This window comes from Ruegeria sp. AH3 (assembly GCF_056536265.1).
Genome location: NZ_JBQFJL010000001.1, coordinates 3,230,398 through 3,257,334 on the forward strand (window position 1 = coordinate 3,230,398; position 26,937 = coordinate 3,257,334).

31 protein-coding genes are annotated in these 26,937 nt (G+C 58.1%); 20 read left to right on the forward strand and 11 right to left on the reverse strand.

Annotation, left to right across the window (positions count from 1 at the left end; all coding sequences use genetic code 11):
• Positions 1-84: 84 nt before the first annotated feature.
• From ACR3EM_RS16240 to ACR3EM_RS16250, 3 genes are read left to right on the forward strand one after another with little or no spacing between them, the layout of a single operon-like run.
• Positions 85-363, forward strand: coding sequence for a hypothetical protein (locus tag ACR3EM_RS16240; RefSeq protein ID WP_480471678.1), 279 nt, complete (start codon positions 85-87; stop codon positions 361-363).
• A complete protein-coding gene (locus ACR3EM_RS16245; RefSeq protein WP_480471679.1) occupies positions 363-956 on the forward strand; it encodes a TetR/AcrR family transcriptional regulator in 594 nt (197 codons plus the stop codon). Before ACR3EM_RS16240 ends, ACR3EM_RS16245 begins: the two co-directional genes overlap by 1 nt.
• 37 nt (positions 957-993) lie before the next feature.
• Complete coding sequence (locus ACR3EM_RS16250; protein ID WP_170763491.1) at positions 994-1,338, forward strand: hypothetical protein; 345 nt, start codon at positions 994-996, stop codon at positions 1,336-1,338.
• Here ACR3EM_RS16250 and ACR3EM_RS16255 read toward each other — a convergent pair.
• On the reverse strand, positions 1,335-2,393 hold the full coding sequence (locus ACR3EM_RS16255; RefSeq protein ID WP_480471680.1) for a transporter substrate-binding domain-containing protein: 1,059 nt from the start codon (positions 2,391-2,393) through the stop codon (positions 1,335-1,337). The genes ACR3EM_RS16250 and ACR3EM_RS16255 overlap by 4 nt on opposite strands.
• A 208-nt stretch (positions 2,394-2,601) precedes the next feature.
• Between ACR3EM_RS16255 and dapE the strand changes: the two genes are divergently transcribed.
• Genes dapE through rnr form a run of 3 tightly spaced genes read left to right on the forward strand, consistent with a single transcriptional unit; the run spans position 2,602 to position 6,625 of the window.
• Positions 2,602-3,741: a succinyl-diaminopimelate desuccinylase gene (gene dapE, locus ACR3EM_RS16260; protein WP_480471681.1), complete on the forward strand. Its 1,140-nt coding sequence runs from the start codon at positions 2,602-2,604 to the stop codon at positions 3,739-3,741.
• A gap of 3 nt (positions 3,742-3,744) precedes the next feature.
• Positions 3,745-4,320 carry a TIGR04282 family arsenosugar biosynthesis glycosyltransferase gene (locus ACR3EM_RS16265; RefSeq protein WP_480471682.1) on the forward strand — a complete coding sequence of 192 codons (576 nt, stop codon included), beginning with the start codon at positions 3,745-3,747 and terminating at the stop codon, positions 4,318-4,320.
• 46 nt (positions 4,321-4,366) lie between these two features.
• Positions 4,367-6,625 carry a ribonuclease R gene (rnr, locus tag ACR3EM_RS16270; protein WP_480471683.1) on the forward strand — a complete coding sequence of 753 codons (2,259 nt, stop codon included), beginning with the start codon at positions 4,367-4,369 and terminating at the stop codon, positions 6,623-6,625.
• Here the strand turns inward: rnr and ACR3EM_RS16275 are convergent.
• Both ACR3EM_RS16275 and ACR3EM_RS16280 read right to left on the reverse strand, forming a co-directional pair.
• Positions 6,616-7,002: a DUF1801 domain-containing protein gene (locus tag ACR3EM_RS16275; RefSeq protein WP_480471684.1), complete on the reverse strand. Its 387-nt coding sequence runs from the start codon at positions 7,000-7,002 to the stop codon at positions 6,616-6,618. The two genes, rnr and ACR3EM_RS16275, sit on opposite strands and share 10 nt — an antisense overlap.
• Positions 6,999-7,694 (reverse strand): glutathione S-transferase family protein, encoded by a 696-nt coding sequence (locus tag ACR3EM_RS16280; RefSeq protein ID WP_480471685.1) that lies wholly within the window; start codon positions 7,692-7,694, stop codon positions 6,999-7,001. The genes ACR3EM_RS16275 and ACR3EM_RS16280 overlap by 4 nt, the downstream gene beginning before the upstream one ends.
• A gap of 83 nt (positions 7,695-7,777) precedes the next feature.
• Here ACR3EM_RS16280 and ACR3EM_RS16285 point away from each other — a divergent pair, with 83 nt between their 5' ends.
• Together ACR3EM_RS16285 and ACR3EM_RS16290 are read left to right on the forward strand one after the other, a co-directional pair.
• Positions 7,778-8,491 (forward strand): helix-turn-helix transcriptional regulator, encoded by a 714-nt coding sequence (locus ACR3EM_RS16285; protein WP_480471686.1) that lies wholly within the window; start codon positions 7,778-7,780, stop codon positions 8,489-8,491.
• A 63-nt stretch (positions 8,492-8,554) separates the two neighbouring features.
• Positions 8,555-9,871: a lytic murein transglycosylase gene (locus ACR3EM_RS16290; RefSeq protein ID WP_480471687.1), complete on the forward strand. Its 1,317-nt coding sequence runs from the start codon at positions 8,555-8,557 to the stop codon at positions 9,869-9,871.
• A 73-nt stretch (positions 9,872-9,944) separates the two neighbouring features.
• Here ACR3EM_RS16290 and ACR3EM_RS16295 read toward each other — a convergent pair whose 3' ends face one another.
• From ACR3EM_RS16295 to fliK, 3 genes are read right to left on the reverse strand one after another with little or no spacing between them, the layout of a single operon-like run.
• Positions 9,945-10,901 (reverse strand): phosphotransferase, encoded by a 957-nt coding sequence (locus ACR3EM_RS16295; RefSeq protein WP_480471688.1) that lies wholly within the window; start codon positions 10,899-10,901, stop codon positions 9,945-9,947.
• Entirely contained in the window at positions 10,867-11,526 is a 660-nt protein-coding gene (locus ACR3EM_RS16300; protein ID WP_480471689.1) for a flagellar hook capping FlgD N-terminal domain-containing protein, read from the reverse strand. The genes ACR3EM_RS16295 and ACR3EM_RS16300 overlap by 35 nt, the downstream gene beginning before the upstream one ends.
• Before the next feature lie 2 nt (positions 11,527-11,528).
• Positions 11,529-12,749: a flagellar hook-length control protein FliK gene (gene fliK / locus ACR3EM_RS16305; RefSeq protein WP_480471690.1), complete on the reverse strand. Its 1,221-nt coding sequence runs from the start codon at positions 12,747-12,749 to the stop codon at positions 11,529-11,531.
• A 111-nt stretch (positions 12,750-12,860) separates the two neighbouring features.
• Between fliK and ACR3EM_RS16310 the strand changes: the two genes are divergently transcribed.
• The 6 genes from ACR3EM_RS16310 (at position 12,861) to ACR3EM_RS16335 (ending at position 16,574) form a co-directional block, all read left to right on the forward strand.
• Positions 12,861-13,133 (forward strand): rod-binding protein, encoded by a 273-nt coding sequence (locus ACR3EM_RS16310; RefSeq protein WP_480471691.1) that lies wholly within the window; start codon positions 12,861-12,863, stop codon positions 13,131-13,133.
• Positions 13,126-13,473: a flagellar biosynthesis protein FlgN gene (locus ACR3EM_RS16315; protein WP_480471692.1), complete on the forward strand. Its 348-nt coding sequence runs from the start codon at positions 13,126-13,128 to the stop codon at positions 13,471-13,473. The genes ACR3EM_RS16310 and ACR3EM_RS16315 overlap by 8 nt, the downstream gene beginning before the upstream one ends.
• 208 nt (positions 13,474-13,681) lie before the next feature.
• A complete protein-coding gene (locus ACR3EM_RS16320; protein ID WP_480471693.1) occupies positions 13,682-14,932 on the forward strand; it encodes a flagellin N-terminal helical domain-containing protein in 1,251 nt (416 codons plus the stop codon).
• A 75-nt stretch (positions 14,933-15,007) separates the two neighbouring features.
• Positions 15,008-15,382, forward strand: coding sequence for a flagellar biosynthesis regulator FlaF (flaF, locus tag ACR3EM_RS16325; RefSeq protein ID WP_480471694.1), 375 nt, complete (start codon positions 15,008-15,010; stop codon positions 15,380-15,382).
• Entirely contained in the window at positions 15,382-15,783 is a 402-nt protein-coding gene (flbT, locus tag ACR3EM_RS16330) for a flagellar biosynthesis repressor FlbT (protein WP_480471695.1), read from the forward strand. The genes flaF and flbT overlap by 1 nt, the downstream gene beginning before the upstream one ends.
• Complete coding sequence (locus ACR3EM_RS16335; protein ID WP_480471696.1) at positions 15,780-16,574, forward strand: DUF1217 domain-containing protein; 795 nt, start codon at positions 15,780-15,782, stop codon at positions 16,572-16,574. The genes flbT and ACR3EM_RS16335 overlap by 4 nt, the downstream gene beginning before the upstream one ends.
• A gap of 17 nt (positions 16,575-16,591) precedes the next feature.
• Here the strand turns inward: ACR3EM_RS16335 and ACR3EM_RS16340 are convergent, their stop codons facing one another.
• The 3 genes from ACR3EM_RS16340 to ACR3EM_RS16350 form a co-directional block, all read right to left on the reverse strand.
• The gene (locus tag ACR3EM_RS16340) at positions 16,592-18,163 is read right to left on the reverse strand and encodes a DUF427 domain-containing protein (protein WP_480471697.1); all 1,572 of its coding nucleotides are present in this window, start codon (positions 18,161-18,163) and stop codon (positions 16,592-16,594) included.
• 90 nt (positions 18,164-18,253) lie between these two features.
• Entirely contained in the window at positions 18,254-18,955 is a 702-nt protein-coding gene (locus ACR3EM_RS16345; protein WP_480471698.1) for a winged helix-turn-helix domain-containing protein, read from the reverse strand.
• On the reverse strand, positions 18,927-19,214 hold the full coding sequence (locus tag ACR3EM_RS16350; RefSeq protein WP_480471699.1) for a hypothetical protein: 288 nt from the start codon (positions 19,212-19,214) through the stop codon (positions 18,927-18,929). The genes ACR3EM_RS16345 and ACR3EM_RS16350 overlap by 29 nt, the downstream gene beginning before the upstream one ends.
• Positions 19,215-19,389: 175 nt before the next feature.
• Here ACR3EM_RS16350 and ACR3EM_RS16355 point away from each other — a divergent pair, with 175 nt between their 5' ends.
• The 4 genes from ACR3EM_RS16355 (at position 19,390) to ACR3EM_RS16370 (ending at position 23,316) form a co-directional block, all read left to right on the forward strand.
• Entirely contained in the window at positions 19,390-19,851 is a 462-nt protein-coding gene (locus ACR3EM_RS16355) for a hypothetical protein (RefSeq protein WP_480471700.1), read from the forward strand.
• 114 nt (positions 19,852-19,965) lie between these two features.
• Positions 19,966-20,583 carry a ribonuclease HII gene (locus ACR3EM_RS16360; protein ID WP_480471701.1) on the forward strand — a complete coding sequence of 206 codons (618 nt, stop codon included), beginning with the start codon at positions 19,966-19,968 and terminating at the stop codon, positions 20,581-20,583.
• A 105-nt stretch (positions 20,584-20,688) separates the two neighbouring features.
• A complete protein-coding gene (locus ACR3EM_RS16365; protein ID WP_480471702.1) occupies positions 20,689-21,792 on the forward strand; it encodes a DNA methyltransferase in 1,104 nt (367 codons plus the stop codon).
• A gap of 141 nt (positions 21,793-21,933) precedes the next feature.
• Complete coding sequence (locus ACR3EM_RS16370; protein ID WP_480471703.1) at positions 21,934-23,316, forward strand: adenylate/guanylate cyclase domain-containing protein; 1,383 nt, start codon at positions 21,934-21,936, stop codon at positions 23,314-23,316.
• Positions 23,317-23,395: 79 nt separating this feature from the next.
• On the opposite strand, the gene ACR3EM_RS16375 is transcribed toward ACR3EM_RS16370, so the two are convergent.
• Together ACR3EM_RS16375 and mutY are read right to left on the reverse strand one after the other, a co-directional pair.
• The gene (locus ACR3EM_RS16375; RefSeq protein ID WP_480471704.1) at positions 23,396-24,529 is read right to left on the reverse strand and encodes an alkane 1-monooxygenase; all 1,134 of its coding nucleotides are present in this window, start codon (positions 24,527-24,529) and stop codon (positions 23,396-23,398) included.
• Positions 24,530-24,587: 58 nt separating this feature from the next.
• The gene (mutY, locus tag ACR3EM_RS16380) at positions 24,588-25,643 is read right to left on the reverse strand and encodes an A/G-specific adenine glycosylase (protein WP_480471705.1); all 1,056 of its coding nucleotides are present in this window, start codon (positions 25,641-25,643) and stop codon (positions 24,588-24,590) included.
• A gap of 81 nt (positions 25,644-25,724) precedes the next feature.
• Between mutY and ACR3EM_RS16385 the strand changes: the two genes are divergently transcribed.
• Together ACR3EM_RS16385 and ACR3EM_RS16390 are read left to right on the forward strand one after the other, a co-directional pair.
• A complete protein-coding gene (locus ACR3EM_RS16385; RefSeq protein ID WP_480471706.1) occupies positions 25,725-26,231 on the forward strand; it encodes a DUF721 domain-containing protein in 507 nt (168 codons plus the stop codon).
• 13 nt (positions 26,232-26,244) lie between these two features.
• On the forward strand, positions 26,245-26,910 hold the full coding sequence (locus tag ACR3EM_RS16390; RefSeq protein ID WP_480471707.1) for a DsbA family protein: 666 nt from the start codon (positions 26,245-26,247) through the stop codon (positions 26,908-26,910).
• The last annotated feature ends 27 nt before the right edge of the window (positions 26,911-26,937 follow it).

A 26,937-nucleotide genomic window follows, 5' to 3' on the forward strand; every position in this document is an offset into this window, starting at 1 on the left:
ATATGATAATTATCAATATTGACAATCAATGACCGAATGTCCAGATTTGATCTGAAGATTTTTTACGGCTGACATGGAGGCAGGATGAACTTCGCTCACACCCTGAAGCATCAGAAATGGATGACTGTATTGGTACTGGCAGTGCTTCTTGTTTCTACTGTCGCTGGCTTCTATGGCCTGTGGGGGCTGTTATTCATCTTCTGGGGGGTGCTGTCGGTACGCTCGGGGCAGGCTTTTCTGATTGAGCCGATTGACCGGGCAAAGGATCCTGCCTTGTTCTGGTTGCTCACGGTTCTGTGGATTTCACTGGGGCTTCTCTACATTCTCACAGATGTCTTCCAGCTCTCTGGGAACGGGTTCTGATGCCACGCCCCAGCCTGAAAGACGCCAGATCCGAACAGATTCTGAACGCCTTTATGCGCTGCGTCGCGCGATATGGGTTGGACGGTTCGACCCTGGCTCGCATATCGGAGGAAGCGGGTGTCGGACGACCATTGCTGCGCCACTATCTGGGCAATCGGGATGAGATGGTGCGCAAACTACTGGAGCACGTCCTGAAGGTATTTGCAGATCAGACAGAGGCGCTTTTTGGTGCTCTGCCGCATTCAGGTCGGGTAGAGGCGATGATAGAGACGTTGTTTGGTCGCAGCGCCTATTCCTCAGAAAGCGCCGCAGTCTTCGCGGCATTGGTCGCTGCATCTGAGCGGCATGAGGATCTTCGAGAGCCCTTGCTTGGGTTCATCTATGATTTCGAAGCGAGGATTGCCGCTGAAATCACGCGCGAACACCCGGGTGCAGATGCGCGGGACGTTCAAGTCGTGGCTGCGGGGATGTCCGCAATCTATTTCAATACGGATGCGGTGATGCCGTTGAGCCCTCGGGGCGATTGGCGCGATGCTCAGCGCGCAGCCGCAGAGATGTTGCTGGCCCACTTGGCGAGCGCTGCCAGCGATTGAGTTGACCGTTTTGCCAGGTCGGCGTATTGCGGGCGATATGGAAAAGCAGAAAAAACCTTCGCGCCAGCAGGTCTATACGTTGTTGGTTCAGATTGGCCGCAAGGATGGCGACGGCCTGCCCGAAGGGGCCACCGGCGCGGCACTGATGTGTTTTGCCAGCGGTGTGGATGAGGCCGAGGCCGTGCGCGAGACGGTTGCGATCCTGAAACAGGCTGATACTGCGCCGCTGGATGTCACGGGATATGGCACCTTGGCCGAGCGTGAGGCGCAGGGGCACGATATTGAACCGGATGAGCGGGCATTGATGCAGCGGGCTCTGGATGAAAACGCCGTTATCGTGGCGCAGATGACGCCGTTTTTCGGAGACGAGGAAACCGCTTAGTTCGGCGATCCGAACCACTTGCGGTAGATTTCATCATATGTGCCATCTTCGCGTAGTGACAGCAGCGCCTGGTTGACGTCTTCGACCAAAGGTGAACCCGTCGGGAATGCAATCCCATAGTTTTCGCGCAGGAAGACGCCGCCAGTCATCGTAGCGATGCGCCGCCCTTCGTGCGACGCGTAATAGGACAGGATCGGTGCGTCGAACACCACCGCGTTCAATTCGTCATTTTCGAATGCGGCCAGCATCTCTTGCAGGCCGGGATAGCCGGCAAACTCGATCTCGCGTCGGTTCAGGAAACTGGCCGCTGTCGATCCGTTGATGGTGCCGACCTCTTTGCCATAGAGGTCATTTACCGAATTCACGCTGCCCGTAATGGCATCTATGGTCATGACCGAGGTGATACGCGCGGTGAAGACTGACACGATGAACAGCGATGACACCACCAGAATCACACCCAAAAGACGACCAAACGGGGTGCGCGGCATCCGTTCTTCAAACCCGCCATTGACGACGAGGTTGAGGGCCCACCAGAACGAGGGAAACCAGGCTTCATTCAGTTCGCGGTCAAAGTAAGGTTGCGCGCGGCGTTCAAAACCCCACATCAGCATCCCGCCGCCCAGCAGGATCGCAAAGGCCAATCCTATAGCGATGAACAGTTCGCGCGATAGCAACGCCTGCAGCAGTGATGGCCTGCGTGTAGCTTCGGACGGCACCATGATCTGCAGGCCAGCCTCAAAGATCGGCTGGCTGAAGTCCATCTGCGTCTCGCGCATTGCCGTGATCGAGATGTTTGCAATCGCCAGATCGGCCGAACCGTCCTGAACCGCGCCTAGCATTTCGCTGAACCCTTCGACCCGGTTTACGGAATACTCCCAGTCCAGCGACTCGGCCAAAGCCGCCAGAAGATCCATCGAGAATCCGGTCTGGGCGCCATCCTCGACAAATGAGAAAGGGGCGCGGGTCACTGTTGTAACCGTAAGGGTCTGGGCCTGGCTCTGCTGCGCGAAGACGGCGAAAGTCAGGCAGATCAATACGAAGAGGGCACGCTTCATGGTCAATTCACCTGTTTCGCGGCCCTCTACCTCAAATTGTTGCAGCGCGGCAAGGTCGCCGCTAGGTCAAGGCCCATGTTTTGTTGGGGTATCAAACCGAGAGTGCCTGCGGATCAATCGGGAATTTTAGCTCTTCAGGGTTGGCATTCCGGTCAATTCGTTGAATCTGTGCAGGAACACAGGCACCCGCAGCGATGAAAGGCCCATTATGACCGACCCCGTTCAGCTGACCGCAGATTTAATCCGTTGCCCATCGGTCACACCCGAGGAAGGCGGAGCGTTGGTTTTGTTGGAACAGGTCCTGTCGAAAGCTGGCTTTGACTGCATCCGCGTGGACCGGGGTGGCGTCAGTAACCTGTTTGCGCGGTGGGGAAGCAAAGCGCATGCGAGTAGCTTTGGCTTCAACGGTCACACGGATGTTGTTCCGGTGGGCGATGAAGCGGCATGGACCAAACCTCCGTTCGGGGCTGAAGTACATGATGGGGTGATATTTGGCCGCGGGGCAACCGATATGAAATCGGGTGTGGCGGCCTTTGCTGCAGCGGCAGTGGATTTCGTCCGTGATACGCCTCCGGACGGGGCAATCATTCTGGCCATCACCGGCGATGAAGAGGGGGACGCGCTGGATGGCACCACCGCGCTGCTCGATCATATGGATGCAACTGGTGAGCAAATGTCGGTGTGCCTAGTGGGCGAGCCCACTTGCCCGAACCGGATGGGCGAGATGATCAAGATCGGTCGGCGCGGATCGATGACGGCTTGGTTCACAGCGACCGGCGTTCAGGGCCATTCAGCTTATCCACACCGGGCCAAAAACCCCTTGCCCGCGATGGCGCGTCTGATGGATCGGCTGGCCAGTCATGAACTGGATCAAGGCAGCGACCATTTCGACGCCTCGACGCTGGCCATTGTCACCATCGATACCGGGAATCCAGCGACCAATGTGATCCCGGCCCAGTGTCGTGCGGCCGTCAACATTCGGTTCAATGATCTGCATTCGGGGTCCAGCCTCAGCGATTGGCTACTCGAAGCGGCGGATCAAGTGGCCCGGGAGTATGGCGTACAGATTGATACGAAAATCAAGATCTCGGGCGAAAGCTTCCTGACCCCACCCGGCGCATTGTCGGATCTGGTGTCTCGGGCGGTAGCGGCAGAGACGGGCCTCACACCCGAACTGTCGACAACCGGTGGTACTTCGGATGCGCGGTTTATCAAGAACCACTGCCCGGTGGTCGAATTTGGCCTCGTTGGCCGGACGATGCATCAGGTGGATGAATGCGTCGAGGTCGCCCAAATCGAACAGCTTAAGGCGATCTATACCCGAATCCTGGCGGACTATTTCGCCTGATCCATGCAGCGCACTTTGGTGATCATGGTAAAGGAACCCCGCCCGGGGCGCGTCAAAACGCGGCTGGGTCGCGACATCGGCATGGTCGGTGCGGCGTGGTGGTTTCGTCATCAGACCCGGTCTTTGATCCGACGTTTGCGCGATTCGCGCTGGCAGATCGTGCTGGCCGTCGCTCCGGATCAGGAGGGGCTGATCAGTCGAATCTGGCCCGCTGACCTGCCCCGCGCAGCGCAAGGGTGGGGTGATCTGGGCGACCGAATGGGCCGGATGCTGCGCGGGATGCCCAAAGGCCCGGTCTGCCTGATCGGTGCGGATATTCCGGGGGTCACGCGCAGGCATATCGCGCAGGCGTTTGATGCATTGGGGCGCACGCAGATGGTGTTTGGCCCCGCGCCAGACGGGGGATACTGGTTGGTCGGTGCTCAGCGCTATGCGGCCTTGCCCCGCAGTCTGTTTCGCAATGTACGCTGGTCGACCGAGCACGCCTTGGCCGACACTCTGGCTTCAATCCCCGGCTCTCGTGTTGCATTGCTCGACCAGCTCCGTGATGTGGATACTGTGACTGATCTGAAACCCTAGGTTTTTTGGTCATGACGCGGTCGCAAACGCATGATAGGCCGAAAGTATGACTCGCATTCCCTCCAAGCAGGAGGTCCTGGACTGGATCTCGGCGAACCCTACCCTGACCTCGAAGCGCGATATCGCCAAGGCTTTTGGCATCAAGGGCGCAGATCGGATTGATCTGAAGCGTATCCTCAAGGAACTTGAGGCCGAGGGGCACCTGGAAAAGCGCAAGCGCAGCTACCGTGACCCGGATCGTCTGCCGCCGGTGAGTGTCCTGCAGGTCAAGGCTCCGAACGCCGATGGTGATTTGTTTGCTCGTCCGCTGGAATGGCATGGCGAGGGGGTCGAACCCATCGTGCTGATCATCGCCCGCGCCAGTGATCCGGCGCTGGGTGAGGGCGACCGGATTCTGGCCCGCCTGTCGGTGGTGCATGAGGAAGACCACAATTATGAGGCGCGCCTGATACGTCGCATCGGAACCAACCCGCGCAAGATCGTCGGTATCTTTCGCAAGGGGGCCGAAGGCGGTCGGATCGTGCCCATCGACAAGGCTGGTCAGACCGAATGGCTGGTTGCAGACGGTGCCGTTCTGGGGGCCAAGGACGGAGAGTTGGTCGAGGCCGAACAGGCCGGGCCGAAGAACCGCATGGGGCTGCCCCGCGCACGGATCGTGGAACGGCTGGGGGACCCCACTGCTCCCAAGGCTGTCTCGCTGATCGCCATTCACCAGCACGGCATTCCGGACGATTTCCCTGACAAGGTGATTGAGGAGGCCGACAAGGCCAAACCCGTCGGCCTTAAGGCGCGCGAGGACCTGCGGGATATGCCGCTGCTGACCATCGACCCTTCGGATGCGCGCGATCATGACGACGCTTGCTATGCCCATGCGGACGATGATCCCAAGAACCCCGGCGGCCATGTGATCTGGGTCGCCATCGCCGATGTCGCTGCCTACGTTCAACCCGGCACGGCGCTGGATCGCGAGGCGCGCAAACGGGGCAATTCCAGCTATTTCCCCGACCGCGTGGTGCCGATGCTGCCGGATCGTCTGTCGGGTGATCTGTGCTCGCTACACGAAGGTGTACCGCGCGCCTGTATCGCCGTGCGTATGCAGATCGACGCGGACGGCAACAAGATCGGGCACCGGTTCGTGCGGGGTCTGATGCGTTCTGCTGCCTCGCTGAACTATACCGAAGTGCAGGAGGCCATTGACGGCACTCCGAATGACCGCACCGGACCTCTGTTAGAGACGGTTCTGAAGCCGCTCTATTCCGCTTATACGGCGCTAAAGAAGGCACGTGCCGCACGGCAGCCATTGGAACTGGACCTGCCCGAACGCAAGATCGTGCTGTCCGACACGGGCGAAGTAACCAGCGTCGCCTTCCGCGACCGGCTGGATGCGCATAAGCTGATCGAGGAGTTCATGATCCTCGCCAATGTCGCCGCCGCCGAAACCCTGATCGCCAAACGCCGACCGCTGCTGTTCCGGGTGCACGAGGAACCCGCGCCTGAGAAGCTGGAAAGCCTTCGGGAAACGGCGCAGGCGGCGGGGCTGAATCTGGCCAAGGGGCAGGTGTTGCAGACCCGGCACCTGAACGCGCTGCTGAACGCCGCCGCCGGGACCGAGGATGCGGAACTGATCAACCTGACCACCCTGCGGTCGATGGCGCAGGCCTATTACAACCCTGAGAATTTCGGCCATTTCGGGCTGGCGCTGCGGAACTATGCGCATTTCACCTCGCCCATTCGCCGCTATGCCGACCTGATCGTGCACCGCGCGCTGATCTCGGCGCATGGCTGGGGCAAGGATGGGCTGACCGAGGATGAAATTGCGCGGCTGGAGGAAACCGCAACGCATATCTCGGATACCGAGCGTCGCTCGATGATGGCCGAGCGGGATACGACCGATCGCTATCTGGCGGCCTATCTCAGCGAGCGGGTGGGCAACGAGTTCACCGGTCGCATTAGCGGCATTGCCCGGTTCGGAGCCTTCGTGAAGATGGACGAAACCGGCGCGGATGGGCTGGTGCCCGTGCGCTCGCTGGGGCGTGAGTTTTTCCACTTTGACCGAGAGGCCGGAACCCTGATGGGTTCGGATACCGGCCTGATCATCGCCATCGGCCAGCGTGTCACCGTGCGGCTGACCGAGGCGACCCCGGTGACGGGCGGGCTGGAGTTGGAGTTGCTGTCGATCGATGATCAGGACCTTCCGCGCGGGCGTGGCCCGGCCAAGCGTGGCGCGCGGCGCAAGGCCGTCAGCACCAAGCGCAAGAAGGACAAGATCAAGCGCAAGGTCGAGCGCAAACGCCGTCAGAGGTGATAAGTCAGCGCCCGTGCAATCAGCCAGCCATGGCGTGTCGGGTCGATTTGGTCCGGGTCGTCGAACAAGATGGCCCGGTTGCCGTCGATCCGATCCTCGCCCGGAAAGGCTGACGTAAAATCGCCCATCAACCTGCTCTGGCAATGTACGAATAGGGCAAACGACGCCGATTTGTGCCCGCCCAGCCGGATCGTTGATCCTTTTGGTGCCAGATAGGCGGGCTGGTCCCAGCGCAGTGCCTCTTGCAGCGGCTGGGCGCCCGATAGGGACGCGGCAGTTTCGAAGATAAGCATGCGCAGAGCCAACGCGCCCGCGCGGGTGTCCTCTGGTAGCGCATCAAAAGCGGCGGCCACTTTGGGGTCTTCAAACGGCGTCATAAGGGGATCGCCTGTTCCATCCGGTCCACATAACTGTTCAGCAGCTTATCCTGTTTGATCCTGCGGGTCAGCGGTGTATCGGCAGGCGTGGCCCGCATTGCCGCGAGCATGGGGCCGAGGCTCATGTCCGCCGAGGTCGGCGTGTCGCTCACCAGATAAGGTGACTGCCACAGATAGGTCGAGATCGCTTCGAGATCGCGCTCCAGCCTGTCTTGCTGTTCAGCCGGCGAAAAGCGGGACACGCCTTGAAAGGACAACCCCTTGAGGACCGACCTGCGGATCGAATTGGACACAGGCTTGCGGATCAATGCCGGGATCGTGGCAAAAAACGTATCGCGCAGGATCGGCCAGACCTGATCGTTGGCCCAGCGATCCTGTACGATGTGAAAATACAGATGCTCTTCCGCCAGCCGGATCAATGCGCGGGACTGAGCCTTCTGCATGTCACTAAGGCCGGTGTCGAAATCGGCCCCCTGTGCCTCAAGCCAGTCACGGATCAGATCGCTGTCGGGCACCAGACGCTCGGGCGTGCACAGTACCGGCAGTTTCTGATGCGGCATCTTGCGGGGGTCTAGCATGTCGGACCGCCTCCAGCGCAGGCCCGAGCGTTGCAACATCAGCGCGGTTTTCACGCAGAACGGACTGGCGCTAAACTGGCCAAAGGCAGAGGGGAAGGTGAGTAGGGTCAGCATCGTGATCTCCATCTTGCGGGTTGAGTGATGGATACGCTGCCCTAATGACAGATATTGTCATTAGGGTTAGATTAACTTTCATCATGTCTCGTACCGCTCGCCTGTTCCAATTGATGCAAGCCTTACGTTCTGGCCCATCGCCCAGAACATCCGTCCAGTTGGCGCAGGATCTGGGCGTCTCCGCGCGCACTATCCATCGCGATATCGACGCTTTGCGCGCCTTGGGCGCGGTGATTGACGGAGAGGCCGGGTTCGGATTCACCCTGATCGAAGATGCCACTCTACCACCGCTGGGGTTCACCAATGATGAGCTTGAAGCGCTTGTTCTGGGACTGCGCGAGGTACAGTTGATCGGTGACCCGGCGCTGTCGGATGCGGCCAGCGAGGCGCTGCGCAAGTTACAGGGGCGTCTGCCACCGCGGCAATCGCATCGGCTAAGCCATGCCGTTCTGACCGCCACGCGGTTTGACCGGCCTACAGCGCCCACGATCGAAGTTGCCGCCCTGCGTCTGGCTGCATGGGATGAGCGCGCGGTCGAGTTTGCCTATACCGATGCCAAGGGTGATGGCACACGCCGCCGGGTCAATCCGCTGAGCATCGTTTACATGGATCGCGCCAGTGTTCTGCTCAGCTGGTGCCATTTGCGGCAGGATTTTCGGGTCTTTCGGCTGGACCGGATGCAAGAGATGACCGTGACCGAAGAAAGCTTCCGACCCAATCGCGTGCCTCTTTTGCGGGAAGCCATTGCGCGCATCCGCGCCCAACACGACGCACAAGAGCGCGAGACAGGGTCCTGAGCACTTTGTGAAACGTCTCTTTTGCGCTATCATCTGCCGCGAGCAGTAATCAGGAAAAACGGAATGCATAAATGCATAGGTGGCGTCATGACCGCCGCATTATGGGCATCCATCGTGCAGGCGGATATATCAGACAAATCAATACGGCCCTTGGCCCGACCTCAGGTCGAAAACGTACAGCTGGCCTCGGCGGATGTGACGATTTCCATCCGTCCCGTGGTGCGGCCAGAGGCGAAGGCATATCCCGTGTCGGCTGAGGGCAACGCGCGGTTTCAGGCATGGTTGGGTGCGTTTCGCGAACGAGCGATGGCGCAAGGTATTTCAGCCGCAACGCTGGATCGGGCGTTGGCAGGGCTCAGCTATGACAAGGATGTCATACGGCGCGATCGCAATCAGGCCGAGTTTTCCAAGCCGATCTGGGAATATCTGGATACTGCCGTCTCGGACACGCGAGTTGCGAATGGTCGCGCAGGGCTGGAACGGCACCGGGACGCTCTGACCCGGATTGAGGCACGATATGGCGTTGAAAAAGAGGTCGTGACCGCAATCTGGGGTCTGGAAACCTCGTTCGGGTCCTATCGCGGCAGCAATCAGACCATCCAGTCACTGGCGACACTGGCTTTCGATGCGCGGCGCGCGAAGTTCTTTGAAACACAGCTGATCGCGGCCCTGCAGATCGTACAAGCTGGAGATGTTCATCCGAGAATTATGGTTGGCAGCTGGGCCGGGGCGATGGGGCATACGCAGTTCATGCCGACATCATTTTTGGACTATGCGGTTGATTTCGACGCAGATGGTCGACGCGACATCTGGTCGGATGATCCGACCGATGCGCTGGCCTCGACCGCTGCCTATCTTGCGCGGCATGGTTGGATCAAGGGGCAGCCCTGGGGCGTCGAGGTTCGGCTGCCGGAGGGTTTCGACTACCAGCTTGCCCGACGCGATCATAAATTGATGCCATCAGAATGGGCCGAATTGGGTGTCTTGTCCCGGAACGGCAGCGCTGTGCCGGATCATGGCCCAGCATCAATCCTACTGCCTGCTGGGGGGCGTGGGGTCGCCTTGATGATCTTCGACAATTTCAAAGTGATCGAGGCCTACAATGGGGCCGACGCCTATGTGATCGGCATAGGCCATCTGTCCGACAGGCTGGCGGGCAGCACGCCGTTTCAAGCCGGTTGGCCACGCGGTGACAGGGTGCTGAGCTTTACCGAGCGCAAAGAGCTGCAACAGCGCCTGACTCAGGCCGGGTTTGACACGAAGGGCGTTGACGGTCGCACGGGGCCGAACACGATCAATGCCGTCCGCGCCTTCCAACTGGCGCAGGGATTGGTGCCGGATGGCTATCCGTCGCTCAGTTTGTTGGAACGGATGCGTTGAAGGATCGGGTGGCCTGTCCGGGGCCGCCCGATCGCTCAGGATACGATAGTCAGACGGGGCTAGTTTTGCGACGCTACAGAAGCGCGACTTCCAAATCATATCCTGCTTGGTAGTCCGGGGCTCCATTCTCAACCCGCCAAAGGCAGTAGGTTGCCATGCGCCAAGCATACCATGGTCGCAGTGCCTCGTAGCGTTGAGTGATATCCGGATCTCCGTATGCAATAAGAAAGCGGTTTGTTTCAGCTTCTGTCAAAGTTTGTCCACGATAAATCTGCTGCATCGCGGGGGACAGAAACATTGCCAGATCCTCGCTAGGGTCACCCAACGCGGGACACTGCCAGTCGATCAGGGTCAACCCGTTTTTGGTCTGCAAGATGTTACCAGCGACCGGATCGCCGTGAATCAGGCATCTGCTTGATAGCGGTGGGACTTGGCGCTGAGGTCGCCGATGAAGCAAACGGTTTGCATTCTCAGTCTTGCAAAGAGCCAATATCGCTTGCGTGTGCTTGTCCAGATCATCACTGCCATTGCAGCCCAAGGGAACATCCAGCTCGACGGGCCGTAAATGCACCTGCCGCAATAACTGCGCGACGTTTTCGACCCCGTCAGACCACGGCGCGCCCGGGGCATGGTCATAGTAGACCCAGTTTGATCGCCCAAACGAGCCGGTTGCGCGCAGTTTTGGCACGAAGCCGGTGTCACTTAGCGCTTGCAGACAGGCCGCTTCGAGCTTCGCGTCATTGCGAAACAGCGGGTTCTTTTCGTTTGCCCGGTAGAGCTTCAAGACCGAGCCACCGTCATCGGTTCGCACTTTCCAAACCTGATTGGTTCGGCCACCATAAAGGACCTCGTACCGGACATCCGGTTCGACCAGTTTCCGGGCGTGTAGCTGTTCCACAAGATCGGGCGGTGGTTGAATGTGATTGGACAGGAGCTTTACCAGTTCTTCGGGCGAGTCGTACTTCGCCAAGCTTTGGCGCGCTCTGATGATCAGATCAAGCGCCTGTGCGGATTTGTCGGACCGTTTCAACCGCTACTTTGGCCCCACTATTCAGAGTCAGCATGATGGCCCCATCGCCAATCTGCGCCTCAACCACGCGGCTGAATACCGAGGCGGACACGCTGCTCAATCTCTTGCCATCCTTGAAGCTTTCGAGCGTGGCCGAGTACGCACCAGCGGGCAGGGGGCTGCCGGTGTCATCGACACCAGACCAGTCGAATTCTGTCGCGTCGATTGGCACCGTGATGCGGTCGACAATCTCGCCCTGATCGTTCCGTATGACCAGCTCGGCAGCGTCGGCCGTGGCTTCGGCCTGCGCGAATATGGTGATCGGCTGGTTCTCAAACCGAAATGGGGCGGGGACCTGAACATCCATCCCGACCCAACTGCCAAGCTGTTCGAGATTGACGACCCCCAGCGCTTGGGTCAATGCCGACAAAAGTTCATTGGCTTTGACCTGCTGTTCAACCATGGAAAACTGTGCCAGTTGCGATGCGTATTCCGAGGAATCCAGAGGTTCCAGCGGGTCCTGATTGCGCGCCTGCACTGTCAGCAAGCGAAGAAATGTCTCAAAGTCTGAGGTCAACGCCGAGCTTTGCGCGCTATTGGTCGTAACTGAAGTTGGTGTGGTCGCTGAGTTTGTGGGATTGATCATGGTCAGAGTCTCATATCAAGGCCCCGATCGGGGTCGATCCGTATGGGGCGTACCGTGGTTTCTACACCGCCGGTCGCTTCACTGGTGTTTGAAGTCTGCTCAAATTCTGGTCGTGCACGCTCAGGCGGTGCGTCGCCGGAGGTTCCGAGATCCAGCGACAGGCCACCATATCCCAACCTTTCGAATTCAGCAGATAAAATCGCGACGTGGCGGCGCATGAGATCGAGCGTCTCGGGCCTTTCGGCCAGAATTACCAGATGCATTCCGTCATCACGTCCGTTGAGCGTGATTGATACACGTCCAAGTTCTTCGGGGTTGAGAGCGATTTCCACTGCGCCTGAGCCGGGTTTCGCGGAAATGACAGCAGCCATCTGACCGGCAATCAGCCGTGCCGTTTCAGGCCGTGCAGGCAAAGATGACAAGTAAGAAACGCCGTCACGCTGGATTTGTCCTGCTGCGGTTTCTCTCAAGGCGGACAAATCCTGCGGTTCGGTTTCAATCTCAGGACCAGTCTTATCCGTGACACCGATCAACGTGGGGATGGCGATCTGGGGCGCAGCAATCGTAGCGGATTTAGAAGCCTGCGCCAGCTGCCTGTCGACCAGATCCGGAGCCGCGAGGTTATGCGCCCCGTGCAGAGGATCATGCTTAAGATTTCTGGCAAGCGCCTCCATGACCGATACGGTGTTTTTGGGTTGCGGCGCGGTCCTTTGTTCGACTTTCACCTCAATTTCGCTGGTAGGCGCCAACTGCGGGTCAACGGCCTGTACGCTGACGACAGGCGATGTCTCTGTTGCAGATTTGGATTGTAATGCTGTGACTTCATTTGCTGATTTTGGAGCAACTGAGGTTAACTCAACCTGTGTCTGGTCGCTGATCGCATCAGTTTCGACCTTTGGTTCTATCGATGTCACGTCACTTTCAACGGGCAATGTATACGATTGGGCCAATTCTTCTATCGAGTGATCCTCTGAGGGCGCATTTCCGACCTGAGGCTCTAATACGGGTGCCGAATATTCGGTTTCCGGAAGTTCAGCTGGCGTAGTCTGATCATCTGTTGCGGCGACCATCGCCTCTTGATCTGCAACCGGGTGCTCGGCCTCTTCATTCATCGCGGCTTCAAAGTCGAGGCCGCTTTTGGGATCTCGATCGCTACTTTGCGAGGTGTCCGGTCCGGTTCCACCACGGGGTGTCACTGTCATCAGTGTCAGCGGGTTGGGCATATTGCTGCGACTCCGTTTGTCTGCGCTGCAGCTTGCCTTCAGGAAGTTACGTTTATTTTAACTGCTTTCGCTTCTGATTGCGAAAGTTCGAAGCAATTTTCGGAGAAACCGATGGCGAATCCAATAGCTGCGCCCGGCGCGGGAAATTTAGCTCTGCCGCAAAAGCTCAAGGCGGCGTCTGTCGAGCTTGAGGCCGCTTTCCTGGCTGAGATGCTGAAATCGGCGGGCCTGGGCGAGGCGCGGAGAAGCTTTGGTGGCGGTGCTGGCGAGGACCAGTTCGCCTCGTTCCTCGTGCAACAACAAGCGCAACAGATGGCACGAGCCGGAGGCATCGGCCTGTCTGAAATCCTGTTCAATGCAATGAGGGAGAAATCAGATGGATAATAATCCGATCAGAGCACTTGAAGAGTTGTTGGATACCGAGCGTGCAGCGCTTGTTCAGGGCAATTTGGAGGCTCTGGACCAGTTGACAACTCAAAAAGAAGACCTGATTGGCGCGATCAACGATCTGCGGGTTTTTGAAACCGAAGATCTGGTCCGTATCCAGAATAAGGTTGAGCGGAATCAAGCTCTGCTGAACAGCGCGGCCGAAGGGATTCGTGCGGTGGCCGACCGGATGTCGGAACTGCGTCGGGTACGACAGGAGTTCAGCACTTATGATGCCTCGGGTCAGCGCAATGGCTATGCCGTTCGCGCATGCGCGAAGCTTGAGAAACGGGCTTAGAAGCTGTTTGATTCAAATCCTTGGTTTTGCAAATGCACATCTTAGCACTCCGTTAGTGGATAGCGGTCAAAGGTTGCGGTGCACCTGATCAGCAGGTGGCGCGCAAGCCACAGGGCACGACGCACAGGTCAGAACGACAGAATGCCTACCGCTTGAGGTGGGAAAGCAGCGGCGCGAAACGCGCCCGAACGTAAAGAGGATGACAAACATGTCCAGCATTCTGACGAACAATGGCGCGATGGTCGCGCTGCAAACCCTGAAATCAGTCAACAAGAACCTGGAAATGACCCAGAACGCGATCTCGACCGGTAAGGATGTCGCGACCGCCAAGGACAATTCGGCCGTCTGGGCGATTTCTAAGGTCATGGAGTCGGATGTAAAGGGTTTCAAGGCGATTAAAGACAGCCTTGCTTTGGGTGAATCGACGGTCGCGGTTGCGCGAAACGCGTCGGAAACCGTGACCGACCTGCTGACGCAAATGAAAGAAAAAATCGTCGCGGCGCAGGAAGACAACGTTGATCGTTCCAAGATCAATGATGATGTTGCCGCACTTCGTGGTCAAATCGCATCTGTTGTGGGGGCCGCGCAGTTCAATGGCCTGAACTTGGTTGACGGCACTGCCGGTACCGTCTCCGTCCTGTCGTCGCTGGATCGTGATAACAGCGGCGCGGTGAATGCGTCTTCGATCTCGGTTGCCAGCCAGGACTTGTCTATCGGTGGCTATACCGCGAAGGGTGTCCTTGCCGGTTCGGACAACGCCACGACAGACAATGACGTCGCCGGTTTCACGCTGAACCGCGCAACGGGCACTGGTGACATCGTCATCGACAGTTCCACTGACAACTTTGAAGTTGGCGACAGCGTATCGATCCGGGTCGGTGATCAAGAGGTGTCTTACACCATTCAAACCAGTGATCTGGATCCGTCCGGTACATATGACGAAAACTATACCGATGCGCTGGTTGCTGTTGGCCTCAAGAACCAGATTGATGCGCTTGGCATCACAGGTCTCGCGGCGGATTATGATTCTTCCGGTGCGCCGAACACCATTTCCTTTGCAACCGGTGCTGCTGCTGCGGGTGCTGACGCCGATCAGGATATTTCCATCTCGGCACAATTTACCAACGCGGGTTCGGGCGGGCTCGGCGCGCTGAGCTCGATCGACGTGTCCACGGATGCGGGTGCAGCCGCTGCGCTGGGCACCATTGAATCGCTGATCGATACCTCGATTGACGCGGCCGCAGCATTTGGTTCTGTGCAAGGTCGTATCGAAACTCAGCAGGATTTTGTGTCCAAGCTGACCGACTCGTTTAAATCGGGCATCGGTTCGTTGGTCGACGCTGATATGGAAGAGACTTCGGCCCGTTTGCAAGCGCTGCAGGTTCAGCAACAGCTGGCGACACAGTCGCTGTCGATCGCGAACCAGGCACCACAGTCCATTCTGTCGCTGTTCCGTTAAACCAGAGCTAACCCGGGGCGCGTATGACGCGCCCCGGATCTGATCGCCCCCGAAGGACAATTGGAAGGATTTCAAGTGACCCCGCAAACGCTGGCCCAACGCGCTTATGGACAATCGACTGCACCAACGCGCACCCCTCGGGATACGGAATACGAGGCGATTTCAAGAATTACTCACCGTCTGAAGGCGGCAGCATCCCGCAAGGCAACAGATTTTGGCGGCTTTGTGCATGCCCTACATGAAAACCGACGGTTGTGGAGCGTACTGGCAACGGAAGTTTCGGATACCGATAATGCGTTGCCGAATGAACTCCGCGCCAGGATATTCTATCTGGCCGAGTTTACGGAACACCACAGCAGCCAAGTTCTGGGCAACAAGGCCGAGGTTGAACCCTTGCTTGAGATCAACATGGCCGTCCTGCGCGGGCTGCGTCAAATGAGGGGCAACTGATGGGCGGGCTGGTTCTGAAACTCGCCCCAAAGGAACGTGTTCTAATCAATGGGGTCGTGATCGAAAACGGGGATCGTCGCAGCCGGTTCTCGATCGTGACGCCAGAAGCCAACGTCTTGCGCTTGCGTGACGCGATTCACCCGGAAGAAGCCAATACTCCGGTGCGTCGGGTCTGCTATGCCGCGCAGCTTGTTCTGTCCGGCGACAGCGAACCGGATCAGGCGCGCCAGCAATTGCTGCGTAGAGTCGAAGAGCTGAGTCAGGTCTTTACCGACGCTGATAGCCGGCGCGTGCTGACGGACGCAACCGAGGCCTTGGTGGCCGAGCAATACTACAGATGTCTCAAGTCGCTCCGGTCTTTGCTGCCACGCGAAGAACGTTTGATGGCCTATCAGCAATGACGTTCCAGCCGGTCATACCGACGGGTGGGCTGGTAGGCTGGCGTTTCCTGCAGCGGACCTATGACGCGCAGTTTCAAAGCTATTCGGCGTCCACCGTGAATGAGAGGGAAACGAATTACTTCCTCGACAATATTAGCAAGGCGCGTTCAGCCGAAGATCTGGTTTCAGATCGACGGTTGTTACAAGTGGCGCTTGGAGCCTTTGGGCTGGAGCAGGATCTGAACAATCGGTTCTTCATTCAGAAAGTCCTGTCTGATGGTACGCAGGCGGATGATGCGCTTTCCAACCGGTTGGCGGACAACCGGTACCGTGAGCTTGCCAACGCGTTCGGTTTCGGTCCGGGGGATGTGCCAAAGACCAATCTGGTCAATGCAATGCGAAAGGTTGCTGACGATAATCTGATAACTCGTTTCGAGGTCTCGGTTGGTGAGCAGGACGAGACCATGCGCATTGCGTTGTATACTCAGCACGCCTTATCTGACATCGCGGAACGAAGCGGAAGTGAAGATAGAAAGTGGTTTGACCTGATGGGTTTGCCACCATTGCGCAAGATGATGGAGACAGCCCTTGGGTTGCCTTCTGCCTTTGCGCAGCTTGATATCGACAAGCAGCTTGAGGTTTTCAAAGACCGATTGCAGCGCATCACAGGCTCTTCTGATTTGTCTCAATTCACTGATGTGCAGGCAGTTGAAAAGTTGACGGATACCTATCTGGCCCGCAGCCAGATTGCCCAGTTACAGAACACGATCTCGCCCGCGCAGACAGCGTTGATATTGCTGGATGGAGGATGATCAGGCGAAGTTGACCTTTATGCATCCAATATGTCGTCTGCAGGGGTACGCATCGCAAAGGACTTGACGGGTTTGGATACATTATGCAATTTCACGGCCCCCAAAGTGACGGCGTGCTGACAACTCGGTTCTATATCTTGTGACACAACGATTCTGTGGCCGATGGATTTCCCATATTCGCCAAGGCGCGCGGCCACATTGGCGGCTTGCCCGATCACCGTGAAATCCAACCGCTCACGTGACCCAACATTGCCATAGGTCACGCGCCCGTAGGCAACGCCGATCGAACAATCGCAGTAATGATCGCTCTCTTCTTTGCGCAGCTCGGCCAGTTTCTCGACGATTTCGACCGCCGATTGCTGTGCATTTGAACGGGCTTGGGCCGGCTTGTCCCCGGCAGGGAACACGGCCAACACAGCATCGCCGATGAATTTCAGAACTTCTCCGTCATGATCGTGCACGATGCCCGACACGGTTTCGAAAAACGAGTTCAGGATCGTAATATAGTCGCTCCGGCCCAGCGTTTCCTCCAGTGTGGTGGAGTTGCGAAGGTCACAGAACATGATCGCGGCATCGATGTCATCACCGTCACCGCGGCGGATTTCGCCACCCAGCACGCGCGCACCCGTGCGCTTGCCCACATAAGTCTCAAGTAGAACCTGTGCGTTTTCGCGTTGCATGAAGACCTCGTAAAAGCGAGCGATAACTGACGAACATTCGAAAACCAGCCCAAGGTTTTCAGTTGTGAATCCGTTGGGGTGATCGCAGGTCAAGGTCAGGACATTCGTCCGCCCATCCGAAAAGGGCAGCGGCATGGCAACGTAATCGGTCGCACCTTTGGCGCGCAAATCTTCGATGATCGGAAAGCTGTTATGCGGATTGTCATCATTCAAGCGCTGACGCACCCCGCCCAGCCCATTCGAGACATGGCGCAAGGGGCTGTTGGTAAAGGCCGGGTGGTCGTGGATCTCATAGCTTGGGGTATGCGTCGAAATTTCGGCCGCGTCTTTTTCCCAGATATAGTGTTTGCCCGCGATCAGCGGGTGCAGCGACCAGACCAGAATGCTGAGGCGCTGAATAGCGATGCCGTGTTCCAGCATCTTCTCGGCCAGCGCTTTGGTAAAGCCGTCGGGGGTGTCGACCTCGGACGCACCGCGCATTAGCCAGTCGATCAAAGGCCCGCTGATATTGCCGTCATCGGGTTGCCGCAGCGTATTGTCGCCAAGGTCGATCCGCGTTGCGGTGTTGGGCATGAAACCGATATGGCCCTGAATAGCCTTGCTTTCGGGCAGGGCGTCCTCATAGGCCCAGATTGAGTTGGTCAGCCGTTCTTCGGGCAGGCTGATGTCGTGATAGGTCGCGGTGCCCTTGAAGGGGCAGAAGGTCTGCAGCTCGGTTTCGGGGCCCAGCTCCACACACAGATCTTCGCGTGGCACATAGATTGCCGGCGGCAGCCGCGTTTCATACATGACCTTGGCGTTGCGGCTTTCGGCCAGAAGGGTTTCACCGCGATAGATTGCAATCCGCCCGCGCAGGGGTTCGACGGAAATCCCATAGCCTTTGGTATTCGGAGTGGCGTGGACGTTCATCTGTAACCTCCCTTGACCAGCCCTTATAGGATGGGTCCTAACAGGCACATTGCCAAGGGGAGGGCGAGAGTTTTTCCGGAGGGTCGCGGCCTAGACCATCTGAATGACGTCTTTTTCAATCGACAGCATGTAGCCTTTCTTGGCGATATTTTTCACCAGAAGCTCACTTACCATTTGATTGCCCAGGGCATCCCGCAGGCGTTTGATCCTGGTGGCGCCTGCCGCTTCATCGCAATCGGAGGCATCCTTGCCCGAGATCATCGCCTCGATCTGCACACCGGACAGAACCTCGTCATCCAACCGGGATTCGGCCAGCACCGACAGGGTTTCCATCGCGGCTGGCGTCAGTTTGAAATCCATGTTGTTGAGGTAGACCGTATTTTCCTCGCGGCTGATCAGGAGTGAGGTCACCTGAATCCCGGTACGCTCGATCTGCGCCATGCGGCGATTGAACAGGACCAGCATTACCAAAAAGACCAATGCCGCGATCAGCATGGCGCTGGCAAAGACCAGCAGTACGAAGATCACCATGCGATAACTGGACAGCGTGTCCGCAAAAGCAGTGCCGGACTGTGCCAGAATTTCAAGCAGTCGGATTTCTGATTGCGAGGTAAGGTCGGCCTCGACAAACAAACGCTCAACCCTTGCGTTGAAGGCATTCGCGTCGGGCAGCGTCCAGAACAGGAATACCGCAGCCGTTACGAGGATCGCAACGATCGCTGCAATCCCCAGCCCAACCAACCGAACCCCCGAACGACGCGCTTCAGTAACGGAGATAGAATTTTCCGGCATTGGCCTTCCTTTGATCCAACCCATCCGCCTCGAACACGGACATGACGTTTAGCAGGGTCCAGCCATTCGACTTCAGCCGTTTTGCGACTTCTTTCTGGGCCGATCCCTTTTTGCAGCTTGAGACCTGCATAACGCCATAGTGCAGCCGCAAGGGATCATCCTGCTTGGCTTTGTAATCGGCATAACAATCTGCCGCTGTGGCCTGCGACCCAACCGATATCAGAGCCGTCAGAACCAAAGAAGAGAGGATCTGTTTCATGGGCTGCATCCTGCGCACGAGTTGTGCGGATATTCAATAACTCAAGGGGTTTGGAGGCCTGATATTGGATAACAACTTGCCGTTATTGCTTGTCTGGACGGGGCGGTCGCAGTGTCGATGCATCAAATACGCGGTCCGATATGGGCCTGCCCCAATATCCGAAAGGACATGAAACATGCACCGGAAGTTTATCGCTCTGATTATTGCCACAGCCATCGCCATTACAGGAGTCTCTGTTTCACAGGCGCGCGCTGCTGATACTCGGGATATCCTCGGCGGGTTGGCGGCGCTCGCCATTCTGGGTGCGGCAGTGAATTACTATCAGGATGAAAAGCGCGAGGAAGAAGAGCGCCGCAAGAAACATAAGCGCAAGAAGGCTTCCAAGAAGAAAAAGCCCCATGTGCGCCCGCTGCCTGATCGTGTCGCGCGCTATAATCTGCCACAGCGCTGCCTGCGCACGTTCAATGCCTATTCGAAAAAACATCCGTTGCTTGGGCCGAACTGCCTCAAGAAACACTACAAATATGCAGATAGCCTGCCCCACCAGTGCAAGGTTGGTTTCTGGAATGGTAAAAAGGTAAAACGGGCATACGAACCCGCTTGCCTGCGCCAGAAAGGATACCGCGTCTTTTACTAGTAACCGGTTTCGAGCAGGAGTGGCGCCAAAGAAGCGTCACGCTGGGAGAGGGTGGCGCAAGCTGCCCTCTTCTTTTTTCTTGCGTCTGCCTTTGAAACGCGATTTGCCACAGGCATGTCGACACCTGATTTTGCACTTGAACAAGCCTTGCTGGCACACGGCTATCTCAGAATTGCCGGTGTGGACGAGGTTGGACGCGGGCCGTTAGCTGGCCCTGTCGTTGCCGCTGCGGTGGTTTTGAACCCGGAGGATATTCCCGCAGGGCTGAACGACTCTAAAAAGCTGACTGCCAAGCGCCGCGGCGCACTTGAGGTTGTGCTGCGCGAACGGGCGGACGTGGCCATTGCCGAAGCCTCAGTCGCTGAGATCGACGCGCACAACATCCTACGCGCCTCGCATCTGGCGATGGAGCGCGCGGTGGCGCAGCTGGATCCGGCGCCGGGTTTCCTGCTGATTGATGGAAATCTGATTCCGCGCGGATTGGAAATTCCGTCTGAGGGGGTGGTGAAGGGGGATGCACGGTCGGTGTCGATTGCGGCGGCCTCGATCCTTGCCAAGAACTGGCGCGATCGGTTGATGGTGGATTTGGCGCAACAGCACCCGGGCTATGGCTGGGAGGCAAATGCCGGATATCCGACAAAACAGCACCGCGAGGCGCTGCGAAATCTCGGCGTGACCCCACACCATAGACGTTCCTTCAAACCTGTCCACAATATCTTGTATCAAGAGTAAATCGTAAGTCGCTGATTCAAAAAAGAAATTGACGGCGAATCATCTTTGACTCATCCTTGTCTCAACCAAATGAGCGCAAAAGCGCCGTGGAACTGAGGCAGTGATATGACCACAATCAAGACGAAGGGCGCAACCGCGCTCCCTTTAAACACGATCCTATCCGGGGACTGCATCGAGATGATGAACAGTCTGCCCGAGGCGTCGGTTGACCTGATTTTTGCGGACCCGCCGTATAACCTGCAGCTGAAAGGTCAGTTGCATCGGCCCGATAACTCTCAGGTGGATGCGGTCGATGATCACTGGGATCAATTCTCCAGTTTTGGGGCCTATGACCAGTTCACGCGCGAATGGTTGAAGGCAGCGCATCGTCTGCTGAAACCCAACGGTGCGATCTGGGTGATCGGGTCTTATCACAACATCTTCCGCGTCGGATCGGCCTTGCAGGATGCCGGGTATTGGATTTTGAATGACGTCGTTTGGCGTAAGTCGAACCCCATGCCGAACTTCCGCGGCAAGCGATTCACCAACGCGCATGAGACGATGATCTGGGCCTCCAAGCGGGAAGGCGCGAAATACACCTTCAACTATGAGGCGCTGAAGGCGCTGAATGAAGGCGTGCAGATGCGCAGTGACTGGGTTCTGCCGATCTGCACCGGGCATGAGCGCCTGAAGGACGAAAACGGAGACAAGGCACATCCGACGCAGAAACCGGAATCGCTGCTGCATCGCGTTCTGATTGGTTCGACCAATCCGGGTGATGTGGTGCTAGACCCGTTCTTCGGCACTGGTACCACCGGAGCTGTCGCCAAGATGCTGGGGCGTGAGTTCATCGGAATCGAGCGTGAGGAAAGCTATCGCAAGGTGGCCGAGAAGCGTATCGCCAAGGTCCGTAAATTTGACCGCGAGGCGTTGGAGGTCAGCGCCAGCAAACGCGCCGAGCCGCGCGTGCCCTTTGGCCAGTTGGTTGAACGCGGCATGCTGCGCCCGGGTGAAGAGCTCTATTCCATGAACCAGCGACATAAGGCCAAGGTTCGGGCTGACGGTACGCTGGTGGGCGACAACGTCAAAGGTTCGATCCACCAGGTCGGGGCGCATCTGGAAAATGCGCCGTCTTGCAACGGCTGGACCTATTGGTGTTTCAAACGTGATGGCAAGACGGTTCCGATTGATGTTCTGCGTCAGCAGATCCGGGCCGAGATGCACAACTGATATTGCAAATACCGCCGGTGCCTGTGGCCTGACACTAGGCACTAAGCCTTGCCCCGCCGAAGCTACGGCGGGGTCTTTTGTTTTCTCATAAACAGTGGTTGCATGGGGCAGCCTCTATACGTCGCAAGAAAGATCACGGCCATGACCGAGACCACCGTGCGCAGACCTCGCAGCCTGTTTTTCACGCAACCCGACACGTTCGATCTGAACAACAAATACACCGAAGCCACCCTCGAACGACACAAGCGCGAGGGACTGGAACTGGCCGTGCGTGCCCGCTGGGTGGCGATGGGGCTTACGGGGCTGCTGCTGATCTACCTCAATCCGCAATGGGAGGTGATGTGGTATCATTTCATCCTGCTGCTGATCTGCGCCAATGGCTGGCTGATCCAGCGCGCAGGTCGGGTCGGGCAATCCCGGACCGAGTTGCTTTTGATCTTCGTGGACCTGCTGATCATGACGCTGGGCATGATCATTCCCAACCCGTTCAGCGATGATGTGCGGCCTTTGGCGATGCAGTACCGGTTCGATAATTTTCAGTATTTCTTCATCATCCTGGCCGCAGGCACGTTGGCCTATTCCTGGCGCACGGTGATCGCCATTGGAACCTGGACCGCGGGAATGTGGACGGCGGGCTGGATCATCGCCTGGTGGGTGGCAACGCCAATTCCGGGAATCAGCGAGAGGGTGGCAGAAGCGTTGTCGGGCTATCCGGATGTGGCCGAGTTCATGGACCCGAACAGTTTCATGCCGACCATGCGCATCCAGCAGGTAATCGTGTTCGTCATGGTTGCCGTCACGCTCGGTATCTCGATGCGTCGCCTCAATCGCTTATTGATGAGCAATGCCGGGTTAGAGCGTGAGCGGGCCAATCTGTCGCGTTATTTCTCGCCCAATGTTGTGGATGAGCTGAGCCAGAACGATGAGCCTTTGAAACAGATCCGCAAGGAAGATGTGGCGGTTCTGTTCATCGATATCGTCGGATTTACCAAATACGCGGCGGGGCGTGATCCTTACGAGGTGATCGAGGTCTTGCGCGGCTTTCACGCACGGATGGAGACTGAGGTGTTCCGCCATCACGGAACGCTGGACAAGTATCTGGGGGACGGGTTGATGGCGACTTTTGGCACGCCGGTGCCAACGCCCTTGGATGCGAGCAACGCGCTGGGCTGTGCGCGTGCGATGGTTGGGGTGATCGACCGCTGGAACATGGATCGCCGTCGGGCCGGAGAACCGGAAATCCATGTTGGGATCGGAGTGCACTTTGGCTCTGTGGTTTTAGGGGACATTGGCGCAAACCGTCTGGAATTTGCGGTGATCGGAGATGCGGTGAATGTCGCCGCCAAGCTTGAGGCGCTGACCCGCGATTTCCATGCCCGTATCATTGTGAGTGATGCCGTGCGGGCACGGGTTGCGGAAGAAAATCCCTCCGCTCTGGACGCCATGGCCGGCTTTGAAGCCAAGCCACGGCAAGCCGTACGCGGGGTTGAGGCGCCGATGGATATCTGGGTGATGGCAGACTGAGGTCCTCCCGCCCATCAGCGCAGCATCGCAGATGCAGCTCTGACGGTTGGGTCGGGCAGCGCGCGGGCGCGCGCTGTGGTCACGCCCCGGGTCTGGGGTTTTGAGCTTTGTTGTAGGGCAGCCAGTTGGTGATCTCGGGATAGTATTGCCGTCGCCATGCTCGCACGCGGGGGTTCATAACCCGACGCCAGAGGGGCGGGATCATCGCGGTCACGGTCATTACCGGATAGCCATAGGGCAATTGTGGTGCGGTATCCTGTGAATGGTGCTGCAGCAGCGGGAACCGACGATTGGGCTTGTAGTGGTGATCCGAGTGGCGCTGCAGATTGATCAGCAGCCAGTTCGATGCCTTCTGCGAGGCATTCCAGGAATGGCAGGGCCGGACGTGTTCGTATTTACCATCGCCGAGGTATTTGCGGGTCAGGCCGTAGTGCTCGACATAGTTGACCAGTTCGAGTTGCCAGATTGCGGTTCCGGCCTGCAGCAGGAACAAGGCCACGCCGGACCAGCCTCCGACCAACAGGGCCAGAAACAGCATCGCGCCCTGCAACACCCAGTAGCGCCAGAACGGGTTGGCGCGATCACTCCACGGGCGGTCCTTGCGGGCCAGCTTTTCGCGCTCGGTGCGGAAGGCTGAGATCAAGCTTTGACGCAGCACGCGAGGGTAGAAGCGGTGGAACCCTTCGTTATAGAGGGCTGTTACCGGGTCACGTGGGGTGGCGACATAGCGGTGATGGACCAGAAGGTGTTCGGACCTGAAATGGGAATAAAGCACCATGGCCAGAAGGATATCGCCCAGCCAGCGTTCAAGGCGGCCTTTCTGATGCATCAGCTCATGGCTGTAGTTGATCCCGATCGTGCCTGAAATCACGCCCATACCAAAGAAAACGCCGATCTTTTCCAGCGTCGACAGGTCCGCGCGGGTCACGTACCAGATCAGGCCAAACAACGTCAGGAACTGTATCGGAGCCCAAAGCTTGGTCAGCAGGATGTACCAGCGTAACCCGGTTTCGGGCGTGTCAGGGTCGGCGTTTTCGAGGTTCAGCCCGGTCAACTGATCGAGCACGGCAAAGGCCCACCAAGTTGAGAGCGGGACCAGAAGAACCCACCAGCCTCCCGCCAGTGTCGTGGCCCAGATCAGCGGGATCAACAGGATCGAGATCCAGTAGGGAAGGGCGGATTGCCAGCGGGACAGGGTGTCTGGTGCGATCATTTTGGCGCTCGGGTCTGTTGCCTTCACCTAGCCATGTTTGCGTTAGATTCACAACGCGCTATTGGCCGCGCCAGAGCGCATGGGCCTTGCGCATCACCGTTGGTAGATCACTGGGGCGGAAGGCGTGCTTGTCGATCAGGATCAGATCGCCGGTTGGCGCGCCTTCGGGCAAATCAGCGATCCAGACGCGCAGGATCAGGTGAAAATGGGTAAAGGTGTGGCGCACTTCGCCCGGCAGGACTTGCCAGTCGGCGGGGAACGGAGGGGCCTCGGGCGGGGCCTCCGACCATTCCGATCCGGGCCAGCCGAGCATGCCGCCCAGCAGGCCTTTGTCGGGGCGCCGCTCCAGTAGGAGGGCTTGGCTCGCGTCTTGCGCGATATAGATATGCCCGTGGCGCGTGGGTTTGGGCTGTTTTGGTGTCTTGCGCGGAAGCTCGGCCTGAGTACCAGCGATCCGCGCCTGGCAGGGATTACGCAAAGGACAGATGCCGCAAGCGGGTGATTTGGGTCTGCAGATGGTGGCCCCCAAATCCATCACCGCCTGGGCGTAGTCTCCTGGGCGGAGGGTTGGGGTCAGCGCTGTGGCTTTCTCTTTCAGCACAAGTTTGGACCCCGGCAATGGGTCGTGAATATCGAAAAATCGCGCCATGACCCGTTCGACGTTGCCGTCCAGCACTGTCTCGGGCTGATCAAAGGCAATGGCCGAGATCGCGGCAGCGGTATAGGGGCCGATACCGGGCAGTTTCAGCAGAGCCTCATAAGTGTCGGGGAACCGCCCCCCATGATCCTGCGCCACGACGCGCGCGCATTTCAGCAGGTTGCGGGCGCGGGCGTAATAGCCCAGCCCAGCCCATTCCGCCATCACCTGATCATCCGGGGCCGCAGCCAGGGCCTGCACGTTTGGCCAGCGCGTGGTGAACCGCATGAAATAGTCACGCACCGCAGCGACCGTCGTTTGCTGCAGCATCACTTCGGACAGCCAGACTTGGTAAGGATCGGGCTGCACGCCGTCAGCGCGCTGAGCAGGACCCACACGCCAGGGCATTTCGCGGGCATGGCGGTCATACCAGTCCAACAACGCGGCGCTCACGGTGAATTCAGTGGAATCACGCAAGTTTTATTCATCTCCCTGTCGGGTTTTGCTGGCACCCGGTTTCCTGCCCATTACAATAGCGGCACAGGAGTTGGAAACCAGATGCAGCGCAAACGGTCCACGACCCGCGGGTTCAAACGCACCGCGACTTTGCTGAACGACCAGATCAGGCGCGCCGGTGAGAGCCGGGGCTTTGCTGTGTCGCGTCTGTTGACCCACTGGGCCGAGATTGTCGGGCAGGATATCGCCTCGATCGCTCAGCCGGTGAAGGTGGGATATGCCAAAGGTGGGTTCGGAGCTACTTTGACGGTCCTGACCACCGGGCCACAGGCTGCGATGCTGGACATGCAGCGCGAACAGCTGCGCGACAAGGTGAACGCGGTCTATGGCTTCAACGCGATCAGCCGCGTGCGCATCACCCAGACCGCTCCGACCGGATTTGCTGAGGGGCAGGCCAGTTTCGATCACAAACCGAAGGTGGTAAAACCCACGATTTCTACGGAGATTGCCGCCGAGGCGGACAAAGTGTCACGCGATGTAAATGATGAAGATTTGCGTGCGGCCCTTGAACGTCTCGGTCGCAACGTTTTATCCAGACAGAAACACTAAGAAAGGGCTTAGCATGAGCCGTATTGCAACCGTAATCTGTGCGGCCGTCGCCGTCGCCGCTGGCGGCTATTGGCTGTCGCTCTCGAATTCATCGACCCCAGCTTATCCTTTGGTCAGCGCGGCCGAGGCGCAGGAGGCTGATCTGGATACATCGACCGTCGTCGAGATGGTGCAGGGCGCCGAAGATGCGCCGGTCGAGATCATCGAATATGCCTCCTATACCTGCCCGCATTGCGCGAACTTCCACCAAGGTGCCTATAAGCAGCTCAAGAAGGATTTCATCGATACCGGCAAGGTGAAGTTCATCTATCGCGAGGTTTACTTTGACCGCTATGGTCTCTGGGCCTCGATGGTTGCGCGCTGCGCGGGGCCCGAGAAATTCTTTGGCATCACCGATCTGATCTATGAAGGTCAGTCCGAATGGACCCGTGCCGGTGGTCCGGCCGAGATTGTGGACGAACTGCGCAAGATTGGTCGTCTGGCCGGTATCGACAATGACCAGCTTGAGGCCTGCCTGCAGGATGGCACCCGCGCCCAGACCCTTGTGGCTTGGTATCAGGAGAACGCCGAACGCGACGGCATTCAGGCGACCCCGTCTTTCGTGGTGAACGGCAAGCAGGTCGACAACCAGTCTTACGACGAATTCAAAAAGCTGATCGAAGACGAACTCGGCAGCTAAATCTCAACAGGCCAGCCCGCTAGGGGC